Below are 21,885 nucleotides of genomic sequence, written 5' to 3'. Positions count from 1 at the left end.
CTGGTCCTACAGTAGCCCCCGTTTCGACCGCCGACTCCAGGAAAACGATTGTGAAAATTGCCGCCCGCCGCGTACGTCCGTTATGGCTGATTGCCGCTTCATTCGCACTGTCATCCGCTTCCGCATGGGCGGACGACGCCATGAGCCCGCCCGATCCCGATCATTCGGGGCTGACCATCCTCGACCACGCGACGAACGTCACGCATTGGGGATTGGGCGCCGGTGTCGGCGTCGAGCCGTCGGTCTACAGCGGCGACGGCACCCGCGTATTGCCTTTTCCGCTGGTCTACTTCGACAACAAATGGGTGCAGGCCATCGGCACCACCATCGATCTGAAAATCGGCAGCTGGAGCGGCGTCAATCTCGCGCTGCGTGGCCAGTTCTCGCTGTTCGACGGATACAAGGGCTCGGACGCACCGATCCTGAACGGTATGGACAATCGCAAGGGCGCGTTGTGGTACGGCCCTGCACTGTCATGGAGCACGCGCTTCGGCACGTTGTCGGGCAGTTTCCTGCTCGGCGGAAACAAGGGCGAACGCGCGAAGATCGGCTTCGAGAAGGCGTTCGCGCTCGGCGCGTTCTCGATCGCGCCGCATGTCGGCGTGGAATGGTTGAGCGACAAATACGTCGACTACTATTACGGCGTGCGACCATCCGAGGCACGTGCGTGGCGCGCCGCATACAGCGCGGGTTCGGCCGTGAACGTGTCGGCCGGCACCCGTATCGACTACCGGCTGACGAAGCAGCAGACGGTGTTCGTGGACGTGGGTGTGTCGCGTCTCGGCGACGGCATCACCGACAGTCCGCTCGTCGGAAGACGGGTCGTTCCCGAGGCCAGAATCGGCTACATGTATCGGTTCAAGTGAGTGCGCGTATGCCAAGAGTGGCGATTGTCGAGGATCACGAGCGCCTGGCCGGCCTGCTGGCTCAGGCCCTGGCCGCGGCGGGGATCGAATCCGACCGGTTCGGCAATGCTCGGGAAGCCGCTTACGGTATCGACCGGGCCGATTACGCGCTGCTGATCGTCGATCGAGGATTGCCCGACGGAGACGGCCTGGCGTTCTTGCGCACGCTGCGCGCGGCGGGGCGCATGATGCCTTGCCTGATGTTGACGGCGCGCGACGCGTTGCATGACCGCATCGACGGACTCGAAAGTGGCGCCGACGACTATGTGACCAAGCCGTTCGAAATGAGCGAGCTCGTCGCCCGCGTCCGCACGCTGATGCGGCGTCCGGCGCTGCTCACGACCCTCGTCGCGTCGTTCGCGGATGTGACCGTGGACCCCTCGCAGCGCACGATGCGCTGTGGCGATCGGACGACATTGCTGGCGCCGGCCGAACTGCAGGTCATGCTCTACCTGATGGAGGCCGCGGGCCGGACCGTCCGGCATTCGAACCTCGAGCATGCCGCATGGGGGCTCGCGGAGGCGGTCACGCCGAACGCGCTCGAGGTGACCGTGCACCGCTTGCGCAAGAAACTGACGGCGATCGGCGCAACGATGCGACTCGCCAATATCCGCGGCGCCGGCTTCGCGCTGCGCGACGCGTGACGATGCTTCGCCGCGTTCTGCCGGCTGTCACGTCCTCGTAAGAGAACAGCCATGTTCCGCCATTGGGTTCTACGTCTGTCGACCCGTCTGTGGGTGACCAACGTCGTCGCGTTCGCCATCAGCCTGGCGCTGCTGTCCGCGCTTTCCATCTATTTTCTGGATCGATATCCCGAGTTCTTGGGACGGCGCCAGCAGATGGAGAGCATCCGTCATATCGTGGCCGGGATGCGTTTCGACGCGGCCGGGCGCCCCGCATCCGTGCGATTGGGCGAGCATCCGGCGGTGATGTTCCGGCTCTTGCCGGCCGACGTGAAGTATCGCGTGCTCGATGCGACGGGGAAGGTGTTGCTGGCGTCGGTGCCTTCGAGCGACGACCGACCCTGGCTGACGGAGGACCTCGCGACGGTGGCAGGCAAGGTACTGCCCGCGACGATCGACAGCAAGGCGTACGTGGTCGCGACTCAACGCGCGTTGAACGGTAGCGTCGTCTATTACGTGCAGGTGGCGCACAGCAGGCAACTCGTCGATGCGCTCGTCAGGACGCGGATCGATCCGATACCGAAGACCATCGCTTATGTGCTGGTCATTGCGACCGTTATTTTCGGACTGACGCTGCCGTTGACGATCAGCCATGTGCTGAAGCCGTTGCGGGAGGTATCGCGTGCCGCGCGGGAAATCGAGCCACGCAACTTGAAGACGCGGCTGTCGTCGGCCGGGATTCCCAGCGAGATCAAGCCGCTGATAGACGCGTTCAACGATGCGCTGACCCGGCTCGAGAACGGCTTCGCGGTTCAGCAGCAATTTCTCGCCGACGCCGCACACGAGTTGCAGACGCCGCTCACGCTGGTCAGAGGGCAGATCGAGCTGCAGCCCGACATCAGCCAGAAGGCGCTGTTGCTTCGCGAGATCGACTTGATGGCACGGCAGGTCAAGCAACTGCTGCATCTGGCCGAAGTCAGCGAAGCGCGGAACTTCAGCTTCGACGACGTGAACGGCGCCGAGGTCACGCGCGACGTCGTGAGCTTGCTGGCTGGCAAGGCCGATGCGAAGCAGGTGAAGCTGCATATCGAAGCGCGCGACGCCGCGGCGCCTATACGGGCGGATAGCGGGGCGCTTTTCATCCTGCTCAAGAACATCCTGGAGAACGCGATCAACGCTTCGCCGTCGAGCGGTGTCGTCGTGCTGACCGTTCTCGATTCGGCGATTCATATCGAAGATGAAGGGCCGGGTATTCGGCGGGAGCATCTTCCGCTGCTCTTCGATCGATACTGGCGGGCACCGGACTCGCGGTATGACGGTGCCGGCCTCGGGCTGGCAATCTGCAGGGAGATTGCCGACGCCCATCACTGGAACCTCACGGTCGATGTGCTGACGACGGGGACGCGGTTCAGTGTCTGGTTTTAGTTGGCCATGAAGGGATTTCGACCCCTCATGCAAGACACGCGGGTCCGTGGGTTACCTTGGTGACGGGGCGGACGAGTGCGCCTGTCACGCTGACGTGTCGCTTTTCACCGCCCCCTTGTCGGGCGTCGATTTTTCGATATAATGAATCCATGTTCGGAATGACGAACGTGAGAATTCAAGCATCCAGAGTCGGGTTATCCGACGCCAACCTGCCCTCCCGGGCAAGGTGGACGCCCTCGAGGCGATGCGGCCGATTGACGGCAACGAAGCGGGAGCAGCATGGCTGGCACCGGTTCGATCACCATTCATCCGGAGCAACCATGAGCCAAGTTTCCTCCGCTTCCCGCCCGCCCGTCTGTGAAGACTGGTCGCACTTCCTTCCCGGTTTCACGTTGACGCATACGGTTCATCTCGTTTCGAGACGGCTTCCGGGCATCGTTTCGACTGCAGAGGCCGTGCTCGAAGGTGAAACGGCTACGGTCGATCGTTGGGCCATCACCCGCTGTGGCGATGTTCTCGAACAAAAGATCGTGCTGGGCGAAATGACGGAAGGGCAAGCGGTGCGGCTGCGTGAGCGGCTTGCCGCGCTGGAGGGCGTGCTCCGGGCGCGGGTGGAGCATCATTTCGTGAGGGCGGGGGCAGCGCGGTAGACGATGTGGGTGGATCGTCGCTGTATTGGCTTGCTGACGGACATTAATTCTGGTCACGGACCGCTCATGGTTCTTGTTACGCCGAACGCACCAACGCGCAATGCGCCGTTTGCCATAGCTCGAGCCGCAATCCGATGCGTGCGGGTTCCGCCACAGGCTGCGCATGTGCGAGCTTGGCCACCGAAATACCCGGCTCGCACGCCGCGACGGCGACATGCCGTCGGTACTCCGGTGCAGACAGTTGATCCACACCAGCCTGTTGGACAACAGTTATAAGCGAAACAGAGGTGGGGTTCCTAAGTGAGCCATCACGTCTTTATGGAGCCCAAAGTCTGCGACGCCACCAGCTTCGGCAGTGGCTCACATTTGCATTGGCACAAGTCGTCCTCCAATGCGACCTGCTTACCCATCATCGTCATCTCACGTGGTGAGCCGTCGCTTACGATGATGCCCATCGTGCCGCAGGCTGGACACTGAACAGCGGCGCCCAGATAAGCGAAAGGTTGGCCTTGCAGCGAGGTCCCCGCGATACCGTCGACAACAACACCGTTGCGGTCAGTCTTATCGCCCTGACGAATGAACCGTCGGCTCATACAGAAAGCCTCTTGGACGGGGCCTCGGCATTGCATGCACGTTCGATATTTTCGGGCCACACAGGTTCGCGGCAAGTCAGTTGGGCGAACCACTGCATCAGGGAGAAAACGAATGCTGGAAGTGCGCCAATCCCCATTACCAGCCACACCATCGGATTGCGCGAGTTAGTAAGAGCAGACCAGCCTGCAAAATTCAACCTGAGCGAATTGCGCAGGGAAGCCCCCCTCGGCAGGAACTCTGTCACGGGCGGCACGGAAGCGGGACCTTCCTCCATAAATCGCCGGTAGAACTCGAAGTCCTGGTAAAGGATTTTCATGACCTCTTGGCCTCCCACACTGCTCTCATCGAATGCCAAGACGACGCGTGTTCCTACTGAAAACGTGTCCTTAACCAGTCCCTTGTCGTCAAGAACAAGGCAGCGAACCATACGCGGGGTGGTGCGCGCGAGGCCCTGTCGGGGTTTGCGTTCAACGTACAGGAAGGCACTATCCCAAGGTACCGATATAACCCCGTCAGGGCCATTGTGCTTGAACGCATAAATCATCCGGTTACGCCGGTCAAAGCGGACGGGTTTGCTGGTGTAGTTGAAACAATCGCGCGTCAATGCCCAAATCCCAAGCCCCGAGAAGCAAAGCCCGACAAACAGGAAAAAGCCAAACCCACCATAGATAAGCCCAAGCTGCCCTCGCTGCTCGTAGATTGGAGGTACATGAGTCAGCATCCAAAGTAGGGCCGCCGTGAACGCCAACGAGCCGAGCCCTGGCAGCATAAAGGCAAAAACCCCCCAACCCTTCTCCGAGTAGGTTCCATTGCGGACCTCAAGACAAGTATCGCTCATCGAGAATACGGAACGATCATCCTTGGGCGTGTCAGACGCAGGCTGTCCGATTGCGAGGCGAGCAGCCTGTTCTTCCTCGCTGACCGGCCGGTTCAGGCGATACCACGAGAGTCCATCAAATGCCATCTCATTTCTCCATCACGAAAGCATTGCCGCAAATGCCTTTTGGTCTTCGGCCAGTGTCGGAAACCGGTCTTTGGCCTCTTTCAACCCAAAAAAACATCGCTCGAGCCACTCATCCACTTCCTTTCCTTTGAAGCAGTTGATGAGGATACCAATGAGGGCAGCGATAAGCAGAAGCGGCAAGGCAACAACAGCCGCAGCAGAGGCGGAAAGGAAGACGACAGAGAAAGCAAGAGCAAGACCGACAACCGGCGATGCGGTATTCAGGAAAGCCATCATCAGGTTTCGGGCATTTCTTCGAGGGTAGAAGGCCAGTACACGAAACCGAGAACAGTCATCAATGGCCGTGTACTGGTAGACGCCTCGTGCAATCTTCATCGTATCCATCTGGACGCGGTCTCCGGGAACCGGACGGCTGTAGCGCCTCAGTTGTGCCAGACTTCCTGGGGAAACCAACGGCTTCACCGACGCTTCGCACAGAACCTTGTGAATGGTCGCAAGGGACAGTTCTCTTTGCTCGTACAGGCGCAATTCGTTCTGAATCCGCCGTGCGCCCTTGCGCTCGGCTCGCGGGCGAAGAATCGTCGCGCGATCTGCGTCAGAGACTTTCCGATTCGGGCTGGTTAGAGGGCGACGGCTTTGAGCGCGAAGACCTTCTTCTCCTGCCTCCTGGTAGCGGCGCAGCCACTTGCGAAGCGTTGGTCTGGAGATGCCACAACGCGTGCACACGAGACCGGCGTTGCCGGTCTCGTGATACATACGCATCCAGCGTAATCGCATCGAGATTTCGAGCTCCATCGTCCCATATTAGTTGAGACGATGTCCGTGAATCACATACTTTATGGAGCACAAAGTCTGTGACGTCACCAGCTTCGGCAGTGGCTCACATTTGCATTGGCACAAATCGTTCTCCAATGCGACCTGCTTACCCATCATCGTCATCGCGCGTGTTGAGCCGTCGCTTATGATGACACCCGTGGTGCCACAGGCAGGGCATTGAATCGAGGCGCCCAGATAAGCGAAAGATTGGCCTTGCAGCGAGGTCCCCGCGATACCGTCGACAACAACACCGTTGCGGCTAGTCTTATCGCCCTGACGAATGAACCGTCGGCTCATACAGGAAGCCTCTTGGACGGCATCGCAGCGTTACACGCCCGCTCAACGTCCTCGGGCCATACTGGTTCCCGACAGGTCCGTTGCGCGATGTAGTAGGCAACCGCAAGGATGAATGTCGGTAGCGTGGCAATGGCCGTCACCAAAGACATAACCAGATTTCCCGACCTCAGTAGGCCCGACGCTCCATCAAACTGCAATTTGAGAGAATTTCGGAGCGAGACTTCTGTGGTCAGGAATTCAGCTACCGGAGGTACCGCAGATGGTCCATCTTCCATGAAACGCCGATAGTATTCAAAGTCTTGGTAAAGTTCTTCCATCGCCAGCTGTCCAGTCGGACTGTCTTCGTCAAATGCTAGTTCTACGTACTTTCCGATGGAGAACGTGCCGACAACCAACCCCTTGTCGTCAAGCACGAGGCAACGAACCACACGCGGCGCCGTTCCAGCGAGACCAGCTTTTGGCTTGCGTTCAATGTACAGAAATGCGTTATCCCAAGGAACTGACAAGACGCCACCGGGCCCGTTGTGGCGAAAGGCGTAAATCGTGCGGTTCAGGCGGTTAAACCGTATCGGCTTGCGAGTGTAATTGAAGCAATCGACGAGAAGCGCTCGCACCGTTACTGCGAGGCCGCCAACGCCAACTAATGTGAAGATGGCCAGAAGCGCGTAAACAACGCCTTCCTGCCCTTTTTCACGGACGGCGATTGGCATGTGTGTTGCTATCCACATAAACATCGCGACCAAGCAGAGGAAGAGGACACCGGCCGTAGAAAACGCCAATAACCCCCAGCCCTTTTCACGATAAAGGCCGTCACATACCTCAAGGTAGGAATCGGTTGCTTTGAAGGCCGTCCCTACGCTCTTTGCACTATCGGTGCATCGTTCGTTGACATGTAGTCGCGCCGATGACTCCGTATCCGTTACCGGTCGATTGAGCTTGTACCGCGAGTGTCCGTCGAAAGCCATACTGAGCCCATTCAAGAAAAAATTGCTGTGAACGCATTCCGGTCCTCTTCAAGGCGCTAAAATCTTTCGCTAGTCGCCTTGACGCCGAAATAACATTGCTCTAGCCAATCGCATACTTCGCGACTTTTGAAATAGTTAATCAAAACACCGATAAGAGCAGCGAGAAGGAGCAATGGCAACGTCAGAACACTTCCAACGAACGCGGCAACGACCAAGGTTCCTCCAATAAGTGCCGACGTAGTGTAGAGCACAAACATAAGAATATTTCCGTGCTCGAGTTCGTCGTAGGCATGATATGCATTGAGGCTGCGCTCCGTGGCAGCTCACCTCCTGTGATTGCGCCAAAAGCAGGGGTCCCTAGCCGGTATTTCTTACGAAATACACATGGCACAGTAAAAGCGTCCCGTGCCGCGTGCAGAAGGCGCTTGAGAGATTATTGACCTCCTTCTTGGAACGCTTTTCCGAGCGGCCTCGGGACACCTTCATTCTGGCGAACAACAAGGGGGAAGCGCCCCCTCACTCCACCGTCACCGACTTAGCCAAATTCCTCGGCTTATCGATATCCGTCCCCCGCGCCAGCGCCGCGTGATACGCGAGCAGTTGCATCGGCACCGTATGCAAGATCGGCGACAACGGTCCGTAATACTCGTTGAGTCGAATCACCTCGATCCCTTCGCTCGGCACGATCCCGCAGTCCACATCCGCGAACACGAAAAGCCTGCCATTCCGCGCACTGACTTCATGCATGTTCGACCTGAGCTTCTCGAGCAACATGTCGTTCGGCGCGACCGCGATCACCGGCATTTCGTTGCTGACGAGCGCCAGCGGCCCATGCTTGAGCTCTCCCGCCGGATAAGCCTCCGCATGAATATACGAAATCTCCTTCATCTTCAGCGCCCCTTCGAGCGCGATCGGATAATGCATCCCGCGCCCGAGAAACAGCATGTTGTCGCGTCGCGCGAGCAACTCCGACCACGCCATGATCTGCGGTTCCAGCGCGAGCACCTTCGACATCGCATCGGGCAGATGCCGCAGCGCGCGCAGATGCTCCTTTTCTTCATCGTCGCTCAAGCGCCCGCGCACTTGCGCCAGTGACAGCGTCAGCAGGAACAACGCAACGAGCTGCGTCGTAAACGCCTTCGTCGACGCCACGCCGATCTCGACTCCCGCACGCGTCACGAATTGCAGCGCGCATTCGCGCATCAGCGCACTCGTCGCGACGTTGCAGATCGCGAGCGTGTGCATCATTCCGCTGCGCTTCGCGACATGCACCGCGCCGAGCACGTCAGCGGTTTCACCGCTTTGCGACACAGCAACCACCAACGTGCGCGGATTCGGCACACCGTCGCGATAACGAAACTCGCTTGCGATTTCCACACTCGCCGGCAGCTTCGCGATGCTCTCGATCCAGTACTTCGCGGTCAGCGCCGCGTGATAGCTGCCGCCGCACGCGAGCAGCAGCACCGAATCGACGTCGTTGAACACGCGCCATGCGCCATCGCCGAACAGCTCGGGCATGATCGACGAAACGTCGAGCAGCGTATCGGCCACGGCCTGCGGCTGCTCGAAGATCTCCTTCTGCATGTAGTAGCGATACGATCCGAGATCGGCAGCGCCGCTATGCGCGGCGACGCGTTGCACCGCGCGCTCGACGCGCTGGCCGGCCGCGTCGACGATCCAGTAGCGATGCAGTTGAATATCGGCGACGTCGCCGTTCTCCAGGTACGCAATGCGATCGGTGATGCCGGACAGCGCAATCGCGTCGGACGCCAGAAAATTCTCGCCTTCGCCGACCCCGACCACGAGCGGCATCCCGTCGCGTGCGCCGACGATCCGGTGCGGCTCGTCGCGGCACATCACCGCGATCGCATAGCTGCCGCGCAGTCGCGCGACCGCACGCCGGACCGCGTCGAACAGGTCGCCTTCGTACAGGTGATCGATCAGGTGCGCGATCGCCTCGCTGTCGGTCTGGCTCGCGAACACGTAACCGTGCGCCTGCAGTTCCGCACGCAATTGATCGCAGTTTTCGATGATCCCGTTGTGCGACAGCGCGATGCGCGCGTTGGCGTCGTTCGGCGAGAAGTGCGGATGCGCGTTGAGCGTGACGGGCGCGCCATGCGTGGCCCAGCGCGTATGCGCGATGCCCGTGTAACCGGACAGCCCCTGCGCGGCGATCTCGCGCTGCAGGTTCGCGACACGATCGACGCTGCGGGCGCGCGCCAGCGCGCGGTCGCGGTAGACCACGACGCCGCACGAATCGTAGCCGCGGTATTCGAGCCGCTTCAGGCCGTCGACCAGGTTCGGCAGGATGTCCCGCTGGGCAACCGCTCCGACAATTCCACACATATCGCGCTCCGTAAATGTCCCGTCTGGATGAGTGAGAGCGATGGTAGAAGCAGTTGAATGGAATTTAATTTCAAAAAACCACAGAAAATGAAATTAATGGCGGATCGGCTATCATATTGAAATTAAATTTCATCTGCTGACCGGAAGGAGTGGCCGATGGCCGGCATCACCCTCGACGATCTCGACCTGCGCATCCTCGCGATCCTGCAGGACGACGCGTCGGTATCGAATCTTCAACTGGCCGAGCGCGCGCTGTCGTCGCCGCCCACCTGCATGCGTCGCGTGCGGCGGCTGACGGAGGCCGGCGTGATCCGTCGGCAGGTCGCGATGCTCGACCCGGTCGCGATCGGCACGGCCGTCACCGCGTTGATCGAGATCAGCCTCGACCGGCAGACGGCCGAGGACTACGACGCGTTCGAAGCGTACGTGTGCGCGGAGCCGGCCGTCACGCAGTGCTATCGCGTGTCGCCGGGGCCCGATTTCGTCGTAATCGCCGATCTGACCGATGTCGCGGAATACGACGAATTCGCGCGGCGGCTGTTCACCGGCGCGTCGAACGTCCGCAACGTGCGGACGTTTTTCTCGACGCATCGCGCGAAATTCGAAGCGAACGCGCGGGTTGCGCATGCGATGCGCAAGCGCACGTAACGTGAGGTAACCGCGTCGTTCGTCCCGCATCACGCAGTCGGGGCCGCGTTCGCCAGTTGCAGCGGCTTGCCGTATCCGAAGCAATGCGCGGGCTCGGGAAACACGCGCTGCCGCACGTCGTGCGCGTACTGGCGGATCGCGTCGCGCATCAGCGCGTTCGCATCCGCGTAACGCTTCACGAAGCGCGGCGTGTACGCGTCGAATGCGCCGATCATGTCCTCGGTCACGAGTACCTGCCCGTCGCAGGCGGGCGATGCGCCGATGCCGATCGTCGGGATCGTCAGCGTCTCGGTCAGGTGGCGCGCGAGCGCTTCGGCGGTGCCTTCGATGACGACGCCGAATGCGCCGGCACGCTCGGCCGCGCACGCGGCGTCGAACACCTGCGCGGCCGAACGCGGGTCCATGCCTTGCGCGCGGAAGCCGCCCGTCGCGTTGGCCTGCTGCGGCATGAGGCCGACATGCGCCATCACCGGAATGCCGCGATCGGTCAGGAAGCGGATCGTGTCGGTCATCTCGCCGCCGCCTTCGAGCTTCACGGCCTGTGCGCCGGTTTCGGCGAGGAGCCGCGCGGCGGAGCGATAGGCTTGCGCGGGCGATTCCTGGAACGTGGAGAACGGCAGGTCGACGACGACGCACGCCTGCGCCGCGCCGCGCACGACGGCCGCGCCGTGTGCAATCATCATGTCGAGCGTGACGCGCAGCGTATCGGGCATCCCGTACAGCACCATGCCGACGGAGTCGCCGACGATGATCACGTCGGCCACGTCGTCGACGAGTTTCGCCATCGGCGCGGAATACGCGGTCAGCGACACGAGGCTGCCGATGCCTTTGGTCGAACGGATTGCGGTGACGGTCTTGCGAGTGATGCGGGTATGAGCGCTCATGGGCGGAAGCCGTGTGAAAAAGGAGCCGCCACGGTAGCATCGCGCTCGTTCGTGCAATGACCTTCGGAGGACGTCTTATGTTGCTGGCGGGACAACCCGGCGGCCCTTACGCGGTGCCGCCGATGGCGCGCCTGCCGAGGCCGCTGTACGTGCGTGCGTTCGGCATTCCCGGCAACGTGAGCGTCGACGCGCACAGTCATCCGTGGGCGCAACTGATGTATGCGACGAGCGGCGTGCTCGAGGTGACGACACCGTCGAGCCGGCAACTGCTGCCGCCGCACTATGCGATGTGGATTCCGCCACACGTGCCGCACGCGGTGTCGACGCGCGATGGCGTCGCGTTCCACAGCCTGTATCTCGACGAGGCAATCGCGCGCAGCGACGTGAACGACGATTGCACGATCCTGTGCATGACGCCGCTGCTGCGCGAGCTGGTGATCGCGACCGGCGAGTTGCCGGTGAACTACGACGAGGCGGGGCCGGACGGTGCGCTCGTGTGCCTGATCGCGGACCGGATCGCGCGCATGCAGCCGGCGCCGATCACGGTGCCGCTGCCGCGCGATCCGCGCCTGCTGAAAATCGCGCGCGCGTTGCATGCGGCGCCGGGCGATACGCGCAGTCTCGACGAATGGGGCCATCGGGTCGGCGCGACGCGGCGCACGCTGTCGCGCCTGTTCCGGCAGGACACGGGGCTGTCGTTCACCGAATGGCGGCAGGCCGTGCGGCTGCTCGCGTCGCTGCCGCTGCTCGATGCGGGTGCGCCGATCGGCGCGGTGGCCGCGCAACTGGGTTACGACTCGACGTCGTCCTTCATCGCGCTGTTCCACGCGAAATTCCGCGTGACGCCCGGCGCGTATGCGAAGCGTGAAGCGCGCCGGCCGGTGTCGAGCGCGTGACGCGCACCCTCCATCAGAACGCCAGCGCCTGCTGCACCGGGTGCCGGGCGCCGCGCGAAAACCCCGCGCCTTCGAGCGACAGCAGCGCACGTTTGCGGTCGACGCCGCCCGCATAACCGGTCAAGCTGCCCGACGCGCCGACCACGCGATGGCACGGCACGATGATCGATACCGGATTGCGGCCGACCGCGCCGCCCACCGCGCGCGCACCGCTCATCGGCAGCCCGACGCGCTCGGTGATGTCGCCGTACGACACGAGTTCGCCGAACGGAATCGCCAGCAGTTCCTGCCATACCCGTCGCTGAAAGGCAGTGCCGCGCAGGTGGATCGGCACCGAAAACGTGTCGCGTGCACCGGTGAAGTATTCGGCGATTTCTTCGGCGACGCGGCGGGCGACCGGCGAGCGGGCGAGCGCGTCCGCTTCGCGCACGATCGCCAGCGGCGGGAAGTATTTCTGGCCGACGAAGTACAGGCCGGTCAGCACATCGTCCTCGATGCGCACGGCAATGTCGCCCAGCGGGCTCGGAATCAGGTGAGCGGGAGTCATCGCGACATTTCTCCATGAAGGCGCCATGCATGCAATGCGGCATACGCGCGCCACGGCGCCCAGCGGGTCGCCGCGTGCGGCGCGGAGGACGGCCCGCGCGCGGGTTCGGTGCGGGTGGGCAGCCATGCATCGTCGGCGGGAAATGCGTTCGGCCACGCCATCGCGCGCATCGCGACGTACTGCACCGCGCGTTCGTCGAAGCCGGGCAGCGCGCGCAGCGCGGCGAGCGTCGCGTCGAGCGGCGCCATCGGTTCGAGCGCGAGCGTGCCGTCGTCGACGGCACGGGCGAGCGACACGATCGCGCGTGCCGTGTCGCGCTCGATGCCGATCGTCTCGAGGGCCGAAGGCGGCAGCGCGGCCAGCGTCGCGGCGCAGGGCAGCGCGTGCGTGAGGCCCTGCGGCGCGCCGTCGACCGAGTGACCGAAGCGTGCCGCAATTCGTGCGAGCAACGGCGTATCCGCCTGCGCGGCCGCAAGCTGCTCGCCCGCGAGGGCACGGATCGCAATCTCGAGGCCGTCGAACGCACCGGGCACGCGCAGGCCCGGCGAGCCGCTCGCGAGATCGCCGAGATGCGCGTCGATCACGTCGGGGCGGCTGTCCAGATCGAACAGCCGGCGCACGCGTGCGAGCACGGCCGGCACGACCGGCGTCAGCGCGGGCGACACGGTGACGGCCAGCGCGAAGCGCTGCGGCACGTGCGCGACGGACAGCCAGCCGGCCAAGCGGCGGCCGCCGTTCCGGTCCGGCAGCTCGACGATGCGCGCATAACGCTGCGCATCGATCCGCTCGACGCCATCGATCTGCCGCTGCGCGAGAAAACGCATCAGGTCGGCCCATGCGAACGGCGGCCGGTACGGCAGCGGGAAGGTCATGTCGCCGTCGGCCGATGCACCGGCCCCTTTGCGCAGCCGCAGCGGATTGAGGCCGTAGCGCTGGCGGAACAGGTCGTTGAAGCGCCGCACGCTGCCGAACCCGGCCGTCGACGCGACGACGGCCACCGGCAGCGCGGTATCGGTCAGCAGCCGCTTGGCCATCAGCAGCCGCTGCGTCTGCGCGAACTCGACCGGCGACACGCCGAACTGCGCGCCGAAGATGCGGCGCAGATGGCGTTCGGTCACGCCGACGCGCCGTGCGAGCGCATCGACGGAATGCGCGTTCAGGAATCCGTCGTCGATCAGCGTCGCGGCCGCGTCGGCGAGATTGTCGGACAGGTCGAGCAGCCCGTGGCCGGGCGCGAGCTCGGGGCGGCAGCGCATGCAGGGCCGGAAGCCGGCTTTCTCGGCGGCCGCGGCGGTCGGGTAGTAGCTGCAGTTGCGCGCCTTCGGCGGCTTCACCGGGCAGACGGGGCGGCAGTACACGCCGGTCGTCGCCACGCCGACGAAGAACCAGCCGTCGAAGCGGCGGTTGCGCGAAAGCAGGGCGTCGTAACAGGTGTCGGGATCGAGGCGCATGGGACGACTGTAAACCATCCCCGGCGCCGATTCTGGCTGGAATCGGACATGTGTCTTCCCGGCTGCGCGCCCGCCGCGCCCCAGCGGGAAAATCAGGGGAAAAACGGTTAATGCCAATCTGCGGAACAGTCGTCTCTTTTACCGCGACCAATTTGAGATGACTCATCGAAATCCCCGACTGACACGGCCCCGGCAGACACCCTATCCTTTGAAAAACGTTTTCCAGACGGATTGGCGAAACGTGCCGTGCGCAGCCGCGCGCCGCCGTTCGCCCCGGCGCCGGTCGCCGGTCAACGAACTTCGTGCGGCGCGACGGGCGCGACCGCGCATCGGAGACATTCATGCCCACTGCCGTCGTCGGCGCCGTGCGCGCGGTTGCCAGTCGCTATCGCTGGACCGTCTGTGCGCTGCTGTTTTTCGCGACCGTCATCAACTACATGGATCGGCAGATCCTCGGCCTGCTCGCGCCGATGCTCCAGCACGACATCGGCTGGAGCCAAGTGCAGTACGGCCGCATCGTGATGGCGTTTTCGGCGTTCTATGCGCTGGGCCTGCTCGGCTTCGGGCGCATCGTCGACTGGCTCGGCACGCGCGTGTCGTACGCGGTGGCGATGCTGGTGTGGAGCATCGCCGCGATGCTGCACGCGGCGGTCGGTTCGGTGACGGGGTTCGCGTTCGTGCGCGCGCTGCTCGGCATCGGCGAGGGCGGCAACTTCCCGGCCGCGATCAAGACGACGGCCGAATGGTTCCCGCGCCGCGAGCGCGCGCTCGCCACCGGCATCTTCAACTCGGGCGCGAACATCGGCGCGGTGTTCGCGCCGGCGATCATCCCGGCGATCGCCGTGGCCTACGGCTGGCGCGCGGCGTTCGTGATCATCGGCGCGATCGGCATCGTGTGGCTCGCGGTGTGGCTGGCGATGTATCGCACGGCCGACACGCGCGCACTCGCGGCGGAATACGACGAGCCGCGCGACGAAGCCGAAGCGCTCGACGCGGCGAATGCGAGCGCCGGCGCGCCGCGCTGGGGCGAACTCATCCGCAAGCGCGAGACGTGGGCATTCCTGGTCGGCAAGTTCCTGACCGACCCGGTGTGGTGGTTCTACCTGTTCTGGCTGCCGAAGTGGCTCAACGAGTCGCGCGGGATGGACATGCAGCACATCGGTTTGCCGCTCGTCTGCATCTATGCGCTGACGACGGTCGGCAGCATCGGCGGCGGCTGGCTGTCGTCGATGCTGCTGCGTGCAGGCTGGAGCGTGAACCGTGCGCGCAAGACGGCGATGCTGATCTGCGCCTGCTGCGTGCTGCCGATCGCGTTCGTGTCGCAGGTGCAGAGCCTGTGGATCGCAGTTCTGATCGTCGGCCTCGCCGCCGCCGCGCACCAGGGCTGGTCGGCGAACCTGTTCACGACCGCGTCCGACCTGTTCCCGCGCCGCGCGGTCGCGTCGGTGGTCGGCATCGGCGGGATGGCCGGCTCGATCGGCGGCGTGCTGTTCTCGGAAGTGATCGGCCAGGTGCTGCAACGCACCGGCCACTATTGGGTGCTGTTCGCGATCGGCGCGTCGGCCTACCTGATCGCGCTGGCCGTGATGCACGGGCTCGTGCCGAAGATGAAGCCCGCGAAACTCGACGCGTGATTCGCGTCGTTGCAAACGAACGCGCCGCGTCGGACGGCGCGTTTTTTGCGTTCGGGGCGGAGGCGTGTCGCGACCGCGTCAGCCGGCCGCGGCCGTCGACGCGCGCATGATCAGCCGCGGCTCGAACGTCGAATAGCTCGCGTCGGTGCGCCCGGCGAGCGCGTCGATCAGCTTCTGCATCGCGAGCTCGCCCATGTTCTCGCTCTGGATGTCGACGGTCGTCAGCGCGGGCGCCGCGTAGGCGCCGTACGGCACGTTGTCGATGCCGGCGACGGACACGTCCTGAGGCAGCCGGAAGCCGAGCGACGCGGCCTCCTTCATGAAGCCGAGCGCGATCAGGTCGTTGTAGCAGATCACCGCCTGCGGGCGCTGCGGCCCGAGCATCACGCGCGAGCACGCGCGCTCGCCGGCCTCGGCGGTCGGCGCATGCGCGTCGTGCACGTCGAGCGCGAGCCCGGCTTCGGCGAGGCAGTCGCGCGCGCCCTGGATCCGTTCGTCGTTCACGCGCGCGGTGCCGAAGCCGAGATACGCGATGCGCGTATGGCCGAGGTTGAGCAGGTGGCGCGCGAGCATGTAGGTCGACAGCCGGTTGTCGATGCCGACGCTCGGAATCGGCAGGCCCGGGCTGCGACGCAGCAGCACGAGCGGCTTGTTGAGGTCGAGCATCCAGCCGGCTTCCTCGTCGGGCATCCGCGTACTGACGATCAGCCCGTCGACGCGCTGCGCGAGCGCCTCGATCAGCGAACGTTCGCGTGCCTGGCTCTCCTCGGTATCGACGAGCAGCAGCGTGTAGTCGTGCTGCAGCGCGACGCGGTTCGCGCCTTTCACCACGTTCGTGAAGTGCGGGTTGCTGATGTCGAGGATCACGAGGCCGATGGTGCGCGTGCGGCCGGTGATCATCGAGCGCGCGAGCGGGTTCGAACGGTAGCCGAGCCGCTCGATGGCGTCCTTCAGCCGTGCCTCGACGGTCGGCGAGAAGCGCTGCGTGCCGTTCACGTACTTCGAGACCGTCGCGACCGACACGCCGGCTTCCGCGGCCACGTCGCGGATCGTCGGGGAAACTTTTTTCATCCGCAGGGTAACGTTTTCGTTCGATAACGCCGGATTGTGGCAGAAAAAGCCGGCGCGCGGCCAGCGGTCGATATCGGGAAAGTGCGGATGGCTGCGCGCGGTTCGGCCATTGACGTTCGGCGCCGCGTCCGCGTATAGTTGGAAAACGTTTTCCGATTTGGGTAGATTCAAGGAGATTCGATGAACGCCTCATCCACCGCCGCGCGCAAACCGTTCGGCCGCCTGCTGCTGACGGGCGCGGCTGGCAACCTCGGCCGCCAGTTGCGCGGCGCGCTCGCCGACTGGGCCGACGTCGTGCGCGTCAGCGACATCGCGGCGCTGGGCGACGCGGCCGCGCATGAAGAAATCCGCGAGGTCGACCTGGCCGACCGGCCGGCCGTGATGCAGCTCGTCGACGGCGTGGACGCGATCGTTCACCTCGGCGGCATTTCGGTCGATGCGCCGTTCGACGATCTGGTCGGCGCGAACATCACCGGCACGTATAACCTGTACGAAGCCGCGCGCAAGCACGGCGTGAAGCGCGTCGTGTTCGCGAGCTCGAACCATGCGATCGGTTTCCATCCGGTCACCGAAGTGCTCGACGCCGATTCGCCGCTGCGCCCCGACAGCCTGTACGGGGTGACGAAGTGCTTCGGCGAATCGCTGTCGCGCTACTACTTCGACCGCTTCGGGATCGAAACCGTCTGCCTGCGGATCGGCTCGTCGTTCGAGGTGCCGAAGAACCCGCGCATGCTCGTCACGTTTCTCAGCTATCGCGACTTCATCGAGCTCGTGCGCTGCTCGCTGCTGACGAATCGTGTCGGCCACGCGATCGTCTACGGCGCGTCGGACAACCCGGTGAAGTGGTGGGACAACACGAAGGTCGGCTTCCTCGGCTTCCGCCCGCGCGACAGCTCCGAGCAGTTCGCCGGGCTGTTTCCGGTGACGGCGCCGACCGCCGATTACGACGATCCCGCGCAGCGGTTCCAGGGCGGCGGCTTCGTCGTCGGCGAGCCGATGGAGCGGAACGCGTAGGCGGCGCGGCTGGCCGAAGATGCTTCATTGACGACGGATTGGCGGATGCGGTAAAAGGGGAGCCATCCGGTGCGACAGGCTCCGCCGTGCGGTGCCCGGAACGACGACGCGCACCGGACGGCTGCATGCGCGGCGCGACGCTCGAGGGCACGACGTCGCACCGCACCGCGATCCGATCGAATAATCACAATATCGAGAGCAATGAAGAAGATCTTATTGGCGTTGAGCCTTGCGCTGGCCGTTGCGCCGGCGTTTGCGGATCTGCAGGACGTATTTGCCGCCTACAAGAAGAACGACTACAAGACTGCCATCCCCGAACTCACGACCGCAGCGAACGCGGGTAACGTCGAAGCGGCTGCGCTGCTCGGTGATTACTACCGCTACCAGGACGCAGAGCAGGCGGTGAAGTGGAGTTTTCTCGCGGCCCAGCACGGCGACGCGAAGATGCAATACGACATGGGCGTGCAGATCGACGATGCCGCGTGGCAGTTGTTCCGGCACGAGGAGAATCCGGCCAAGCGCTATTTCCGCGTGGCGGCGGACTGCTTCCAGATGGCGGCCGATCGCGGCTACGCACCCGCACAGAGCGCGCTCGGCATGATGTACGACATGGGGATGAAGCTGCCCCAAGACCTCGAGAAAGCCGTCGTGCTGTATCGCGCCGCTGCGCGCCAGGGCGATCCGCTGGGGCTCGAAAGCATGGGTACGCTCTACCAGCAAGGGCGCGGCGTGAAGCAGAACCTGTCGACCGCGTACACGTTCTATCTTGCCGCGGTGAAGGCCGGGAAAGGCAGCCGCAAGGTCGAGTTCTCCGAGGCGACTGCACGCGCGCTCGAAGGGGAACTGTCGGCGCGCGATCGCGCGCGGGCGAAGGCGACCATCGATGCGTGGCAGCCGGGGCAGCCGCTCGACGGGATCTGACGCGGCAGCCGCCCGCGCGTCGCGGCCTGCGTGGCGTGCCGATGGTGCGCCACGCAGCGCGGCGTCGAGCGCGTAGGGAACGCCACGCGCATCGAGCCTCAGCGCAGGATGTCGGTCGCCTTGTGCCGTTCGTCGACGCCGTCGATCAGGATCAACGGGCCGCTCGCGTGTCGTGCGCGCAGCGGCTGAATCTGCCGGTACGCGTCCGATTCGTACCATGCGCGCGCCGTGTCGAGATCGGGAAACGCGATCGCGATCAGGTCGCCGCGCCACACGCCTTCGCGCACTTCCGGCCGTGCGCCGTGAATCACGAAATGGCCGTCGTACGGCGCGAGCGTGCCGTCGATCCGTTCGAGGTATTCGACGATGTCGTCGCACATCTCGACGTCGTGCAGGTGGGCGATGGCGTAGGCGGTCATGGCGGGCTCCTTGGCGGGATGCGGTGCGTGAATCGATGGAGCCATGATTGCGGCGCGGGACGCGCGCGTCGATTACCTGCGACGTAAGCAAATCGGTGCAGCCGCGCCGCGCTGCGCCGTGCTTCGGGCCCGCTATTGGCGCGCATCGTCAGCGGCAGTGCCGCCATCAATGCATGCGGCAAGCCGGATCACTTTCGCGCCGCTCCGCCGAATCGCACCAGTCACGCGGTCGCCACGCTTCGAACGTGACGGGCTTGGCCGCATTGGCGCGCGTAATGCGTACCGGGTCGGCCTTTAGCGCATCGCCGTCCTCGTCATAGTTGAATCGCCAGTTCCGGAACACGTCGCGATGAAACACCCACGTACGGTGTGAGATGTCGTAGCGAAACGTGATGCGGTCGCGCCAATGGTTGTGGCCCGCAAATACCCCCTGTTCGACCGTGAAGGCGCGAGCGCCGACCGTGAGCGCGTTGTCGGCGACGCCATCGAGATACGGGTCGTCCATGCCGCCTTCGTCGGCTTTCATGATCACAGTGTCGTTGCGCGCGGCCAGCCGGTAGCGCCCGTCCTTGCCTTGCAGGAAGATCATCAGCGGACGCAGCGACGCGTTGGCCATCGAGTCGTCGGGTCGGTGCGCGACGACGACGTAGCCGTTGCGCGTGCTATCGGTCAACTGGCCGGATGCGGCGTCCATCGCTTCGTAGCCGGCCGGAAGCTGCGCGACGATCTCGTCCGGCAGATCGGGTTTGTCCGGGCAAGCGAACGAAGCAGGCGTGTCGGCGCAAGTCCTGGCGAAGGCGCCGCCGATGCCGAACATCAGCAGCGCGGCGACGAGACATTCTCTGATGCGGGGGGCTGTCATATGAATAGGGGACGTGAGATTGCGCTGCGGCAGCCGACGCCTATGCGTCAACCCGTTTCGCCACGGCGCAAATGGATGGATCGACGGACGGCGTAGCGTAATCCCGCAACGCAATCCCTCACGCGCGCTTGCGCGCCGGCCGCACCGCGGGTGCGGACTCCAGTGGCTGGCTGGCCTGCTCGCAGAGCCGGTCGAGCATCCGTTGCGCGGCGCTCGCGCAATCCTCGCCTTCGGGCTTGTTCTCGATTTCGTCGATCAACGTCTCGAGGTGCTGACGGTTCTGCGCGAGCCGCCGTTCGAGCAGCGCGATCTCGTCGACCTTGTGCCGCAGCGCGACCAGCAGTTCGTCGTGCGGCCATGCGCCGAGATCGGGCGGCAGCACCGCGCGGATCTCGTCGAGCGAGAAGCCCGCACACTGCGCGCGGTCGATGATCGCGAGCCGCGTCAACGCTTCCGGCCCGTATTCCCGATAGCCGTTCGCCTGCCGGCGGGCCGGTTCGAGCAGGCCGCTCGCTTCGTAGAAACGGATGCGCGACGCGGCGAGGCCGCTCGCCTTCGCCAGTTCGCCGATTTTCATGTTGGACTCCAAAAAGGCTTGACCTTAAAGTTGACTTTAAAGTTATCGTGGGCCATCGTCAATCGAGGATCTGCCACATGAATCTGTTTGAGCCCCTCACACTGCCCAACGGGGCGGTGATTCCGAACCGTCTGGCCAAGGCCGCGATGGAAGAAAACATGGCCGATGCGGACCACGCGCCGTCCGATGCGTTGCTGCGCCTGTACCAGGCGTGGGCCGACGGTCAGGCCGGCCTGATCCTGACCGGCAACGTGATGGTGGACGGCCGCGCGATGACGGGGCCGAACGGCGTCGTGCTCGAAAGCGACGCGCATCTCGACCGTTTCCGCCGCTGGGCGCAGATTGCCCGCTCAGGCGGCGGGCACGTGTGGATGCAGATCAATCACCCCGGGCGCCAGATGCAGGCGGCGCTCGGCCAGACGACGCTCGCGCCGTCGGCCGTGCCGCTCGCGCTCGGCGCGCTGTCGAAGCAGTTTCCGGTGCCGAAGGAAATGACGGCGGCCGATATCGCCGACGTGCAGCAGCGTTTCGTGCGTGCCGCGCGGCTCGCGGAGCAAAGCGGCTTCACCGGCGTGCAGGTGCATGCGGCGCACGGCTATCTGCTGAGCCAGTTCCTGTCGCCGCTGACGAACCGCCGGCAGGATCAATGGGGCGGCAGCATCGAGAATCGCGCACGCCTGCTGCTCGATATCGTGAAGGCGGTGCGCGCGACGGTATCGCCGGCCTTCGCCGTCGCGGTGAAGCTGAATTCGGCCGATTTCCAGCGCGGCGGTTTCAGCGCGGACGACGCGAAGCGCGTGGTCGAATTGCTGAATCCGCTCGGCGTCGATCTCGTCGAACTGTCGGGCGGCAGCTATGAAGTGCCGGCGATGCAGGGCGAGGCGCGCGACGGGCGCACGCTCGCGCGCGAAGCGTATTTCCTCGAATTCGCGCGCGACATCACGGCCGTCGCGCGGATGCCGCTGATGGTCACGGGCGGGATCCGGCGCCGTGCGGTGGCCGAGCAGGTGGTGAACAGCGGCGTGGCGATGGTCGGCATCGCGACCGCGCTGTCGATCGACCCGAACCTGCCGCGCGACTGGCGCGCCGGCAAGGACAGCGCGCCGGTGCTGCAGCCGATCCGCTGGAAGAACAAGGCGCTGGGCGCGCTGGCGAACATGGCCGTCGTCAAGTTCCAGCTCACACGGCTCAGCGAAGGGCGTCGTACGCACCCGCAGGTGTCGCCGCTGCGCGCGCTGGTGAAGCAGCAACTGGCCGCGCAGTGCCAGACGCGACGCTACCGGAAGTGGATGGCGGGGCCGCGTACTTGATCGATGCGTCCGGGTCGGCCGCGGCGATACCGGAGGCTGACCGACCCGCCGCCGCGCACGCGCCGG

The 21,885-nt window shown here is 64.4% G+C and carries 22 protein-coding genes, 1 pseudogene and 1 riboswitch; of the genes and pseudogenes, 10 read left to right on the top strand and 13 right to left on the bottom strand.

Features of this window, described 5'->3' with window-relative positions; genetic code table 11:
* Positions 1-50: 50 nt before the first annotated feature.
* The 4 genes from WS95_RS31715 (at position 51) to WS95_RS35235 (ending at position 3,603) form a co-directional block, all read left to right on the top strand.
* Positions 51-866: a MipA/OmpV family protein gene (locus WS95_RS31715; RefSeq protein ID WP_059828127.1), complete on the top strand. Its 816-nt coding sequence runs from the start codon at positions 51-53 to the stop codon at positions 864-866.
* 8 nt (positions 867-874) lie between these two features.
* Positions 875-1,549, top strand: a complete 675-nt coding sequence (locus WS95_RS31710) for a response regulator transcription factor (RefSeq protein ID WP_059828126.1) — start codon at positions 875-877, stop codon at positions 1,547-1,549.
* A gap of 51 nt (positions 1,550-1,600) precedes the next feature.
* The gene (locus WS95_RS31705) at positions 1,601-2,953 is read left to right on the top strand and encodes an ATP-binding protein (RefSeq protein WP_059784763.1); all 1,353 of its coding nucleotides are present in this window, start codon (positions 1,601-1,603) and stop codon (positions 2,951-2,953) included.
* Between the two features lie 174 nt (positions 2,954-3,127).
* Positions 3,128-3,231, top strand: a riboswitch (SAM-I-IV-variant riboswitch).
* Between the two features lie 42 nt (positions 3,232-3,273).
* Positions 3,274-3,603 (top strand): hypothetical protein, encoded by a 330-nt coding sequence (locus WS95_RS35235; RefSeq protein ID WP_156444623.1) that lies wholly within the window; start codon positions 3,274-3,276, stop codon positions 3,601-3,603.
* A gap of 308 nt (positions 3,604-3,911) precedes the next feature.
* Here the strand turns inward: WS95_RS35235 and WS95_RS31695 are convergent, their stop codons facing one another.
* The 6 genes and pseudogenes from WS95_RS31695 to glmS all read right to left on the bottom strand — a co-directional run bounded on the left by WS95_RS31695 (position 3,912) and on the right by glmS (position 9,585).
* Entirely contained in the window at positions 3,912-4,196 is a 285-nt protein-coding gene (locus tag WS95_RS31695; RefSeq protein WP_059828122.1) for a PAAR domain-containing protein, read from the bottom strand.
* Positions 4,193-5,161, bottom strand: coding sequence for a DUF6708 domain-containing protein (locus WS95_RS31690; protein ID WP_059828120.1), 969 nt, complete (start codon positions 5,159-5,161; stop codon positions 4,193-4,195). The genes WS95_RS31695 and WS95_RS31690 overlap by 4 nt, the downstream gene beginning before the upstream one ends.
* A 273-nt stretch (positions 5,162-5,434) precedes the next feature.
* Positions 5,435-5,938 (bottom strand): annotated as a pseudogene (locus tag WS95_RS34490) (helix-turn-helix domain-containing protein); the annotation flags it as partial.
* 27 nt (positions 5,939-5,965) lie between these two features.
* Complete coding sequence (locus tag WS95_RS34485; RefSeq protein WP_082747047.1) at positions 5,966-6,274, bottom strand: PAAR domain-containing protein; 309 nt, start codon at positions 6,272-6,274, stop codon at positions 5,966-5,968.
* On the bottom strand, positions 6,271-6,984 hold the full coding sequence (locus WS95_RS34480) for a DUF6708 domain-containing protein (RefSeq protein ID WP_373557177.1): 714 nt from the start codon (positions 6,982-6,984) through the stop codon (positions 6,271-6,273). Before WS95_RS34480 ends, WS95_RS34485 begins: the two co-directional genes overlap by 4 nt.
* Positions 6,985-7,755: 771 nt before the next feature.
* On the bottom strand, positions 7,756-9,585 hold the full coding sequence (glmS, locus tag WS95_RS31680; RefSeq protein WP_059828115.1) for a glutamine--fructose-6-phosphate transaminase (isomerizing): 1,830 nt from the start codon (positions 9,583-9,585) through the stop codon (positions 7,756-7,758).
* A 156-nt stretch (positions 9,586-9,741) separates the two neighbouring features.
* Here glmS and WS95_RS31675 point away from each other — a divergent pair, with 156 nt between their 5' ends.
* A complete protein-coding gene (locus tag WS95_RS31675; RefSeq protein WP_059828113.1) occupies positions 9,742-10,233 on the top strand; it encodes an Lrp/AsnC family transcriptional regulator in 492 nt (163 codons plus the stop codon).
* 29 nt (positions 10,234-10,262) lie between these two features.
* Here WS95_RS31675 and panB read toward each other — a convergent pair whose 3' ends face one another.
* Entirely contained in the window at positions 10,263-11,117 is an 855-nt protein-coding gene (gene panB / locus WS95_RS31670; protein WP_034205560.1) for a 3-methyl-2-oxobutanoate hydroxymethyltransferase, read from the bottom strand.
* Positions 11,118-11,194: 77 nt separating this feature from the next.
* On the opposite strand from panB, the gene WS95_RS31665 reads away from it, so the two are divergent.
* Positions 11,195-12,013 carry an AraC family transcriptional regulator gene (locus WS95_RS31665; protein WP_059828111.1) on the top strand — a complete coding sequence of 273 codons (819 nt, stop codon included), beginning with the start codon at positions 11,195-11,197 and terminating at the stop codon, positions 12,011-12,013.
* Positions 12,014-12,026: 13 nt separating this feature from the next.
* Here WS95_RS31665 and WS95_RS31660 read toward each other — a convergent pair whose 3' ends face one another.
* Both WS95_RS31660 and WS95_RS31655 read right to left on the bottom strand, forming a co-directional pair.
* Complete coding sequence (locus WS95_RS31660) at positions 12,027-12,560, bottom strand: methylated-DNA--[protein]-cysteine S-methyltransferase (protein ID WP_059828109.1); 534 nt, start codon at positions 12,558-12,560, stop codon at positions 12,027-12,029.
* Positions 12,557-14,029: a DNA-3-methyladenine glycosylase 2 family protein gene (locus WS95_RS31655; protein WP_059828107.1), complete on the bottom strand. Its 1,473-nt coding sequence runs from the start codon at positions 14,027-14,029 to the stop codon at positions 12,557-12,559. Before WS95_RS31655 ends, WS95_RS31660 begins: the two co-directional genes overlap by 4 nt.
* Positions 14,030-14,352: 323 nt before the next feature.
* On the opposite strand from WS95_RS31655, the gene WS95_RS31650 reads away from it, so the two are divergent.
* The gene (locus WS95_RS31650; RefSeq protein ID WP_034206257.1) at positions 14,353-15,645 is read left to right on the top strand and encodes an MFS transporter; all 1,293 of its coding nucleotides are present in this window, start codon (positions 14,353-14,355) and stop codon (positions 15,643-15,645) included.
* Positions 15,646-15,723: 78 nt separating this feature from the next.
* Here WS95_RS31650 and WS95_RS31645 read toward each other — a convergent pair whose 3' ends face one another.
* Positions 15,724-16,788, bottom strand: a complete 1,065-nt coding sequence (locus tag WS95_RS31645) for a LacI family DNA-binding transcriptional regulator (RefSeq protein ID WP_059828253.1) — start codon at positions 16,786-16,788, stop codon at positions 15,724-15,726.
* Positions 16,789-16,896: 108 nt separating this feature from the next.
* Here WS95_RS31645 and WS95_RS31640 point away from each other — a divergent pair, with 108 nt between their 5' ends.
* The gene (locus WS95_RS31640) at positions 16,897-17,730 is read left to right on the top strand and encodes an NAD-dependent epimerase/dehydratase family protein (RefSeq protein WP_034205555.1); all 834 of its coding nucleotides are present in this window, start codon (positions 16,897-16,899) and stop codon (positions 17,728-17,730) included.
* Positions 17,731-17,931: 201 nt separating this feature from the next.
* Positions 17,932-18,651 (top strand): tetratricopeptide repeat protein, encoded by a 720-nt coding sequence (locus tag WS95_RS31635; RefSeq protein WP_059828104.1) that lies wholly within the window; start codon positions 17,932-17,934, stop codon positions 18,649-18,651.
* Between the two features lie 98 nt (positions 18,652-18,749).
* Here the strand turns inward: WS95_RS31635 and WS95_RS31630 are convergent, their stop codons facing one another.
* The 3 genes from WS95_RS31630 to WS95_RS31620 form a co-directional block, all read right to left on the bottom strand.
* Entirely contained in the window at positions 18,750-19,070 is a 321-nt protein-coding gene (locus WS95_RS31630) for a DUF1330 domain-containing protein (RefSeq protein WP_034205553.1), read from the bottom strand.
* Positions 19,071-19,236: 166 nt separating this feature from the next.
* On the bottom strand, positions 19,237-19,887 hold the full coding sequence (locus WS95_RS31625) for a hypothetical protein (protein WP_257139984.1): 651 nt from the start codon (positions 19,885-19,887) through the stop codon (positions 19,237-19,239).
* Positions 19,888-20,050: 163 nt separating this feature from the next.
* On the bottom strand, positions 20,051-20,509 hold the full coding sequence (locus tag WS95_RS31620; protein ID WP_059828100.1) for a MerR family transcriptional regulator: 459 nt from the start codon (positions 20,507-20,509) through the stop codon (positions 20,051-20,053).
* A gap of 77 nt (positions 20,510-20,586) precedes the next feature.
* Between WS95_RS31620 and WS95_RS31615 the strand changes: the two genes are divergently transcribed.
* The gene (locus WS95_RS31615; protein ID WP_059828097.1) at positions 20,587-21,819 is read left to right on the top strand and encodes an NADH:flavin oxidoreductase/NADH oxidase family protein; all 1,233 of its coding nucleotides are present in this window, start codon (positions 20,587-20,589) and stop codon (positions 21,817-21,819) included.
* Positions 21,820-21,885 lie beyond the last annotated feature (66 nt).

This window comes from Burkholderia sp. MSMB1826, assembly GCF_001526325.1.
In the GTDB taxonomy this organism is placed as follows: Bacteria; Pseudomonadota; Gammaproteobacteria; order Burkholderiales; family Burkholderiaceae; genus Burkholderia.
This window is presented reverse-complemented; position numbering and strand designations above follow the sequence as displayed.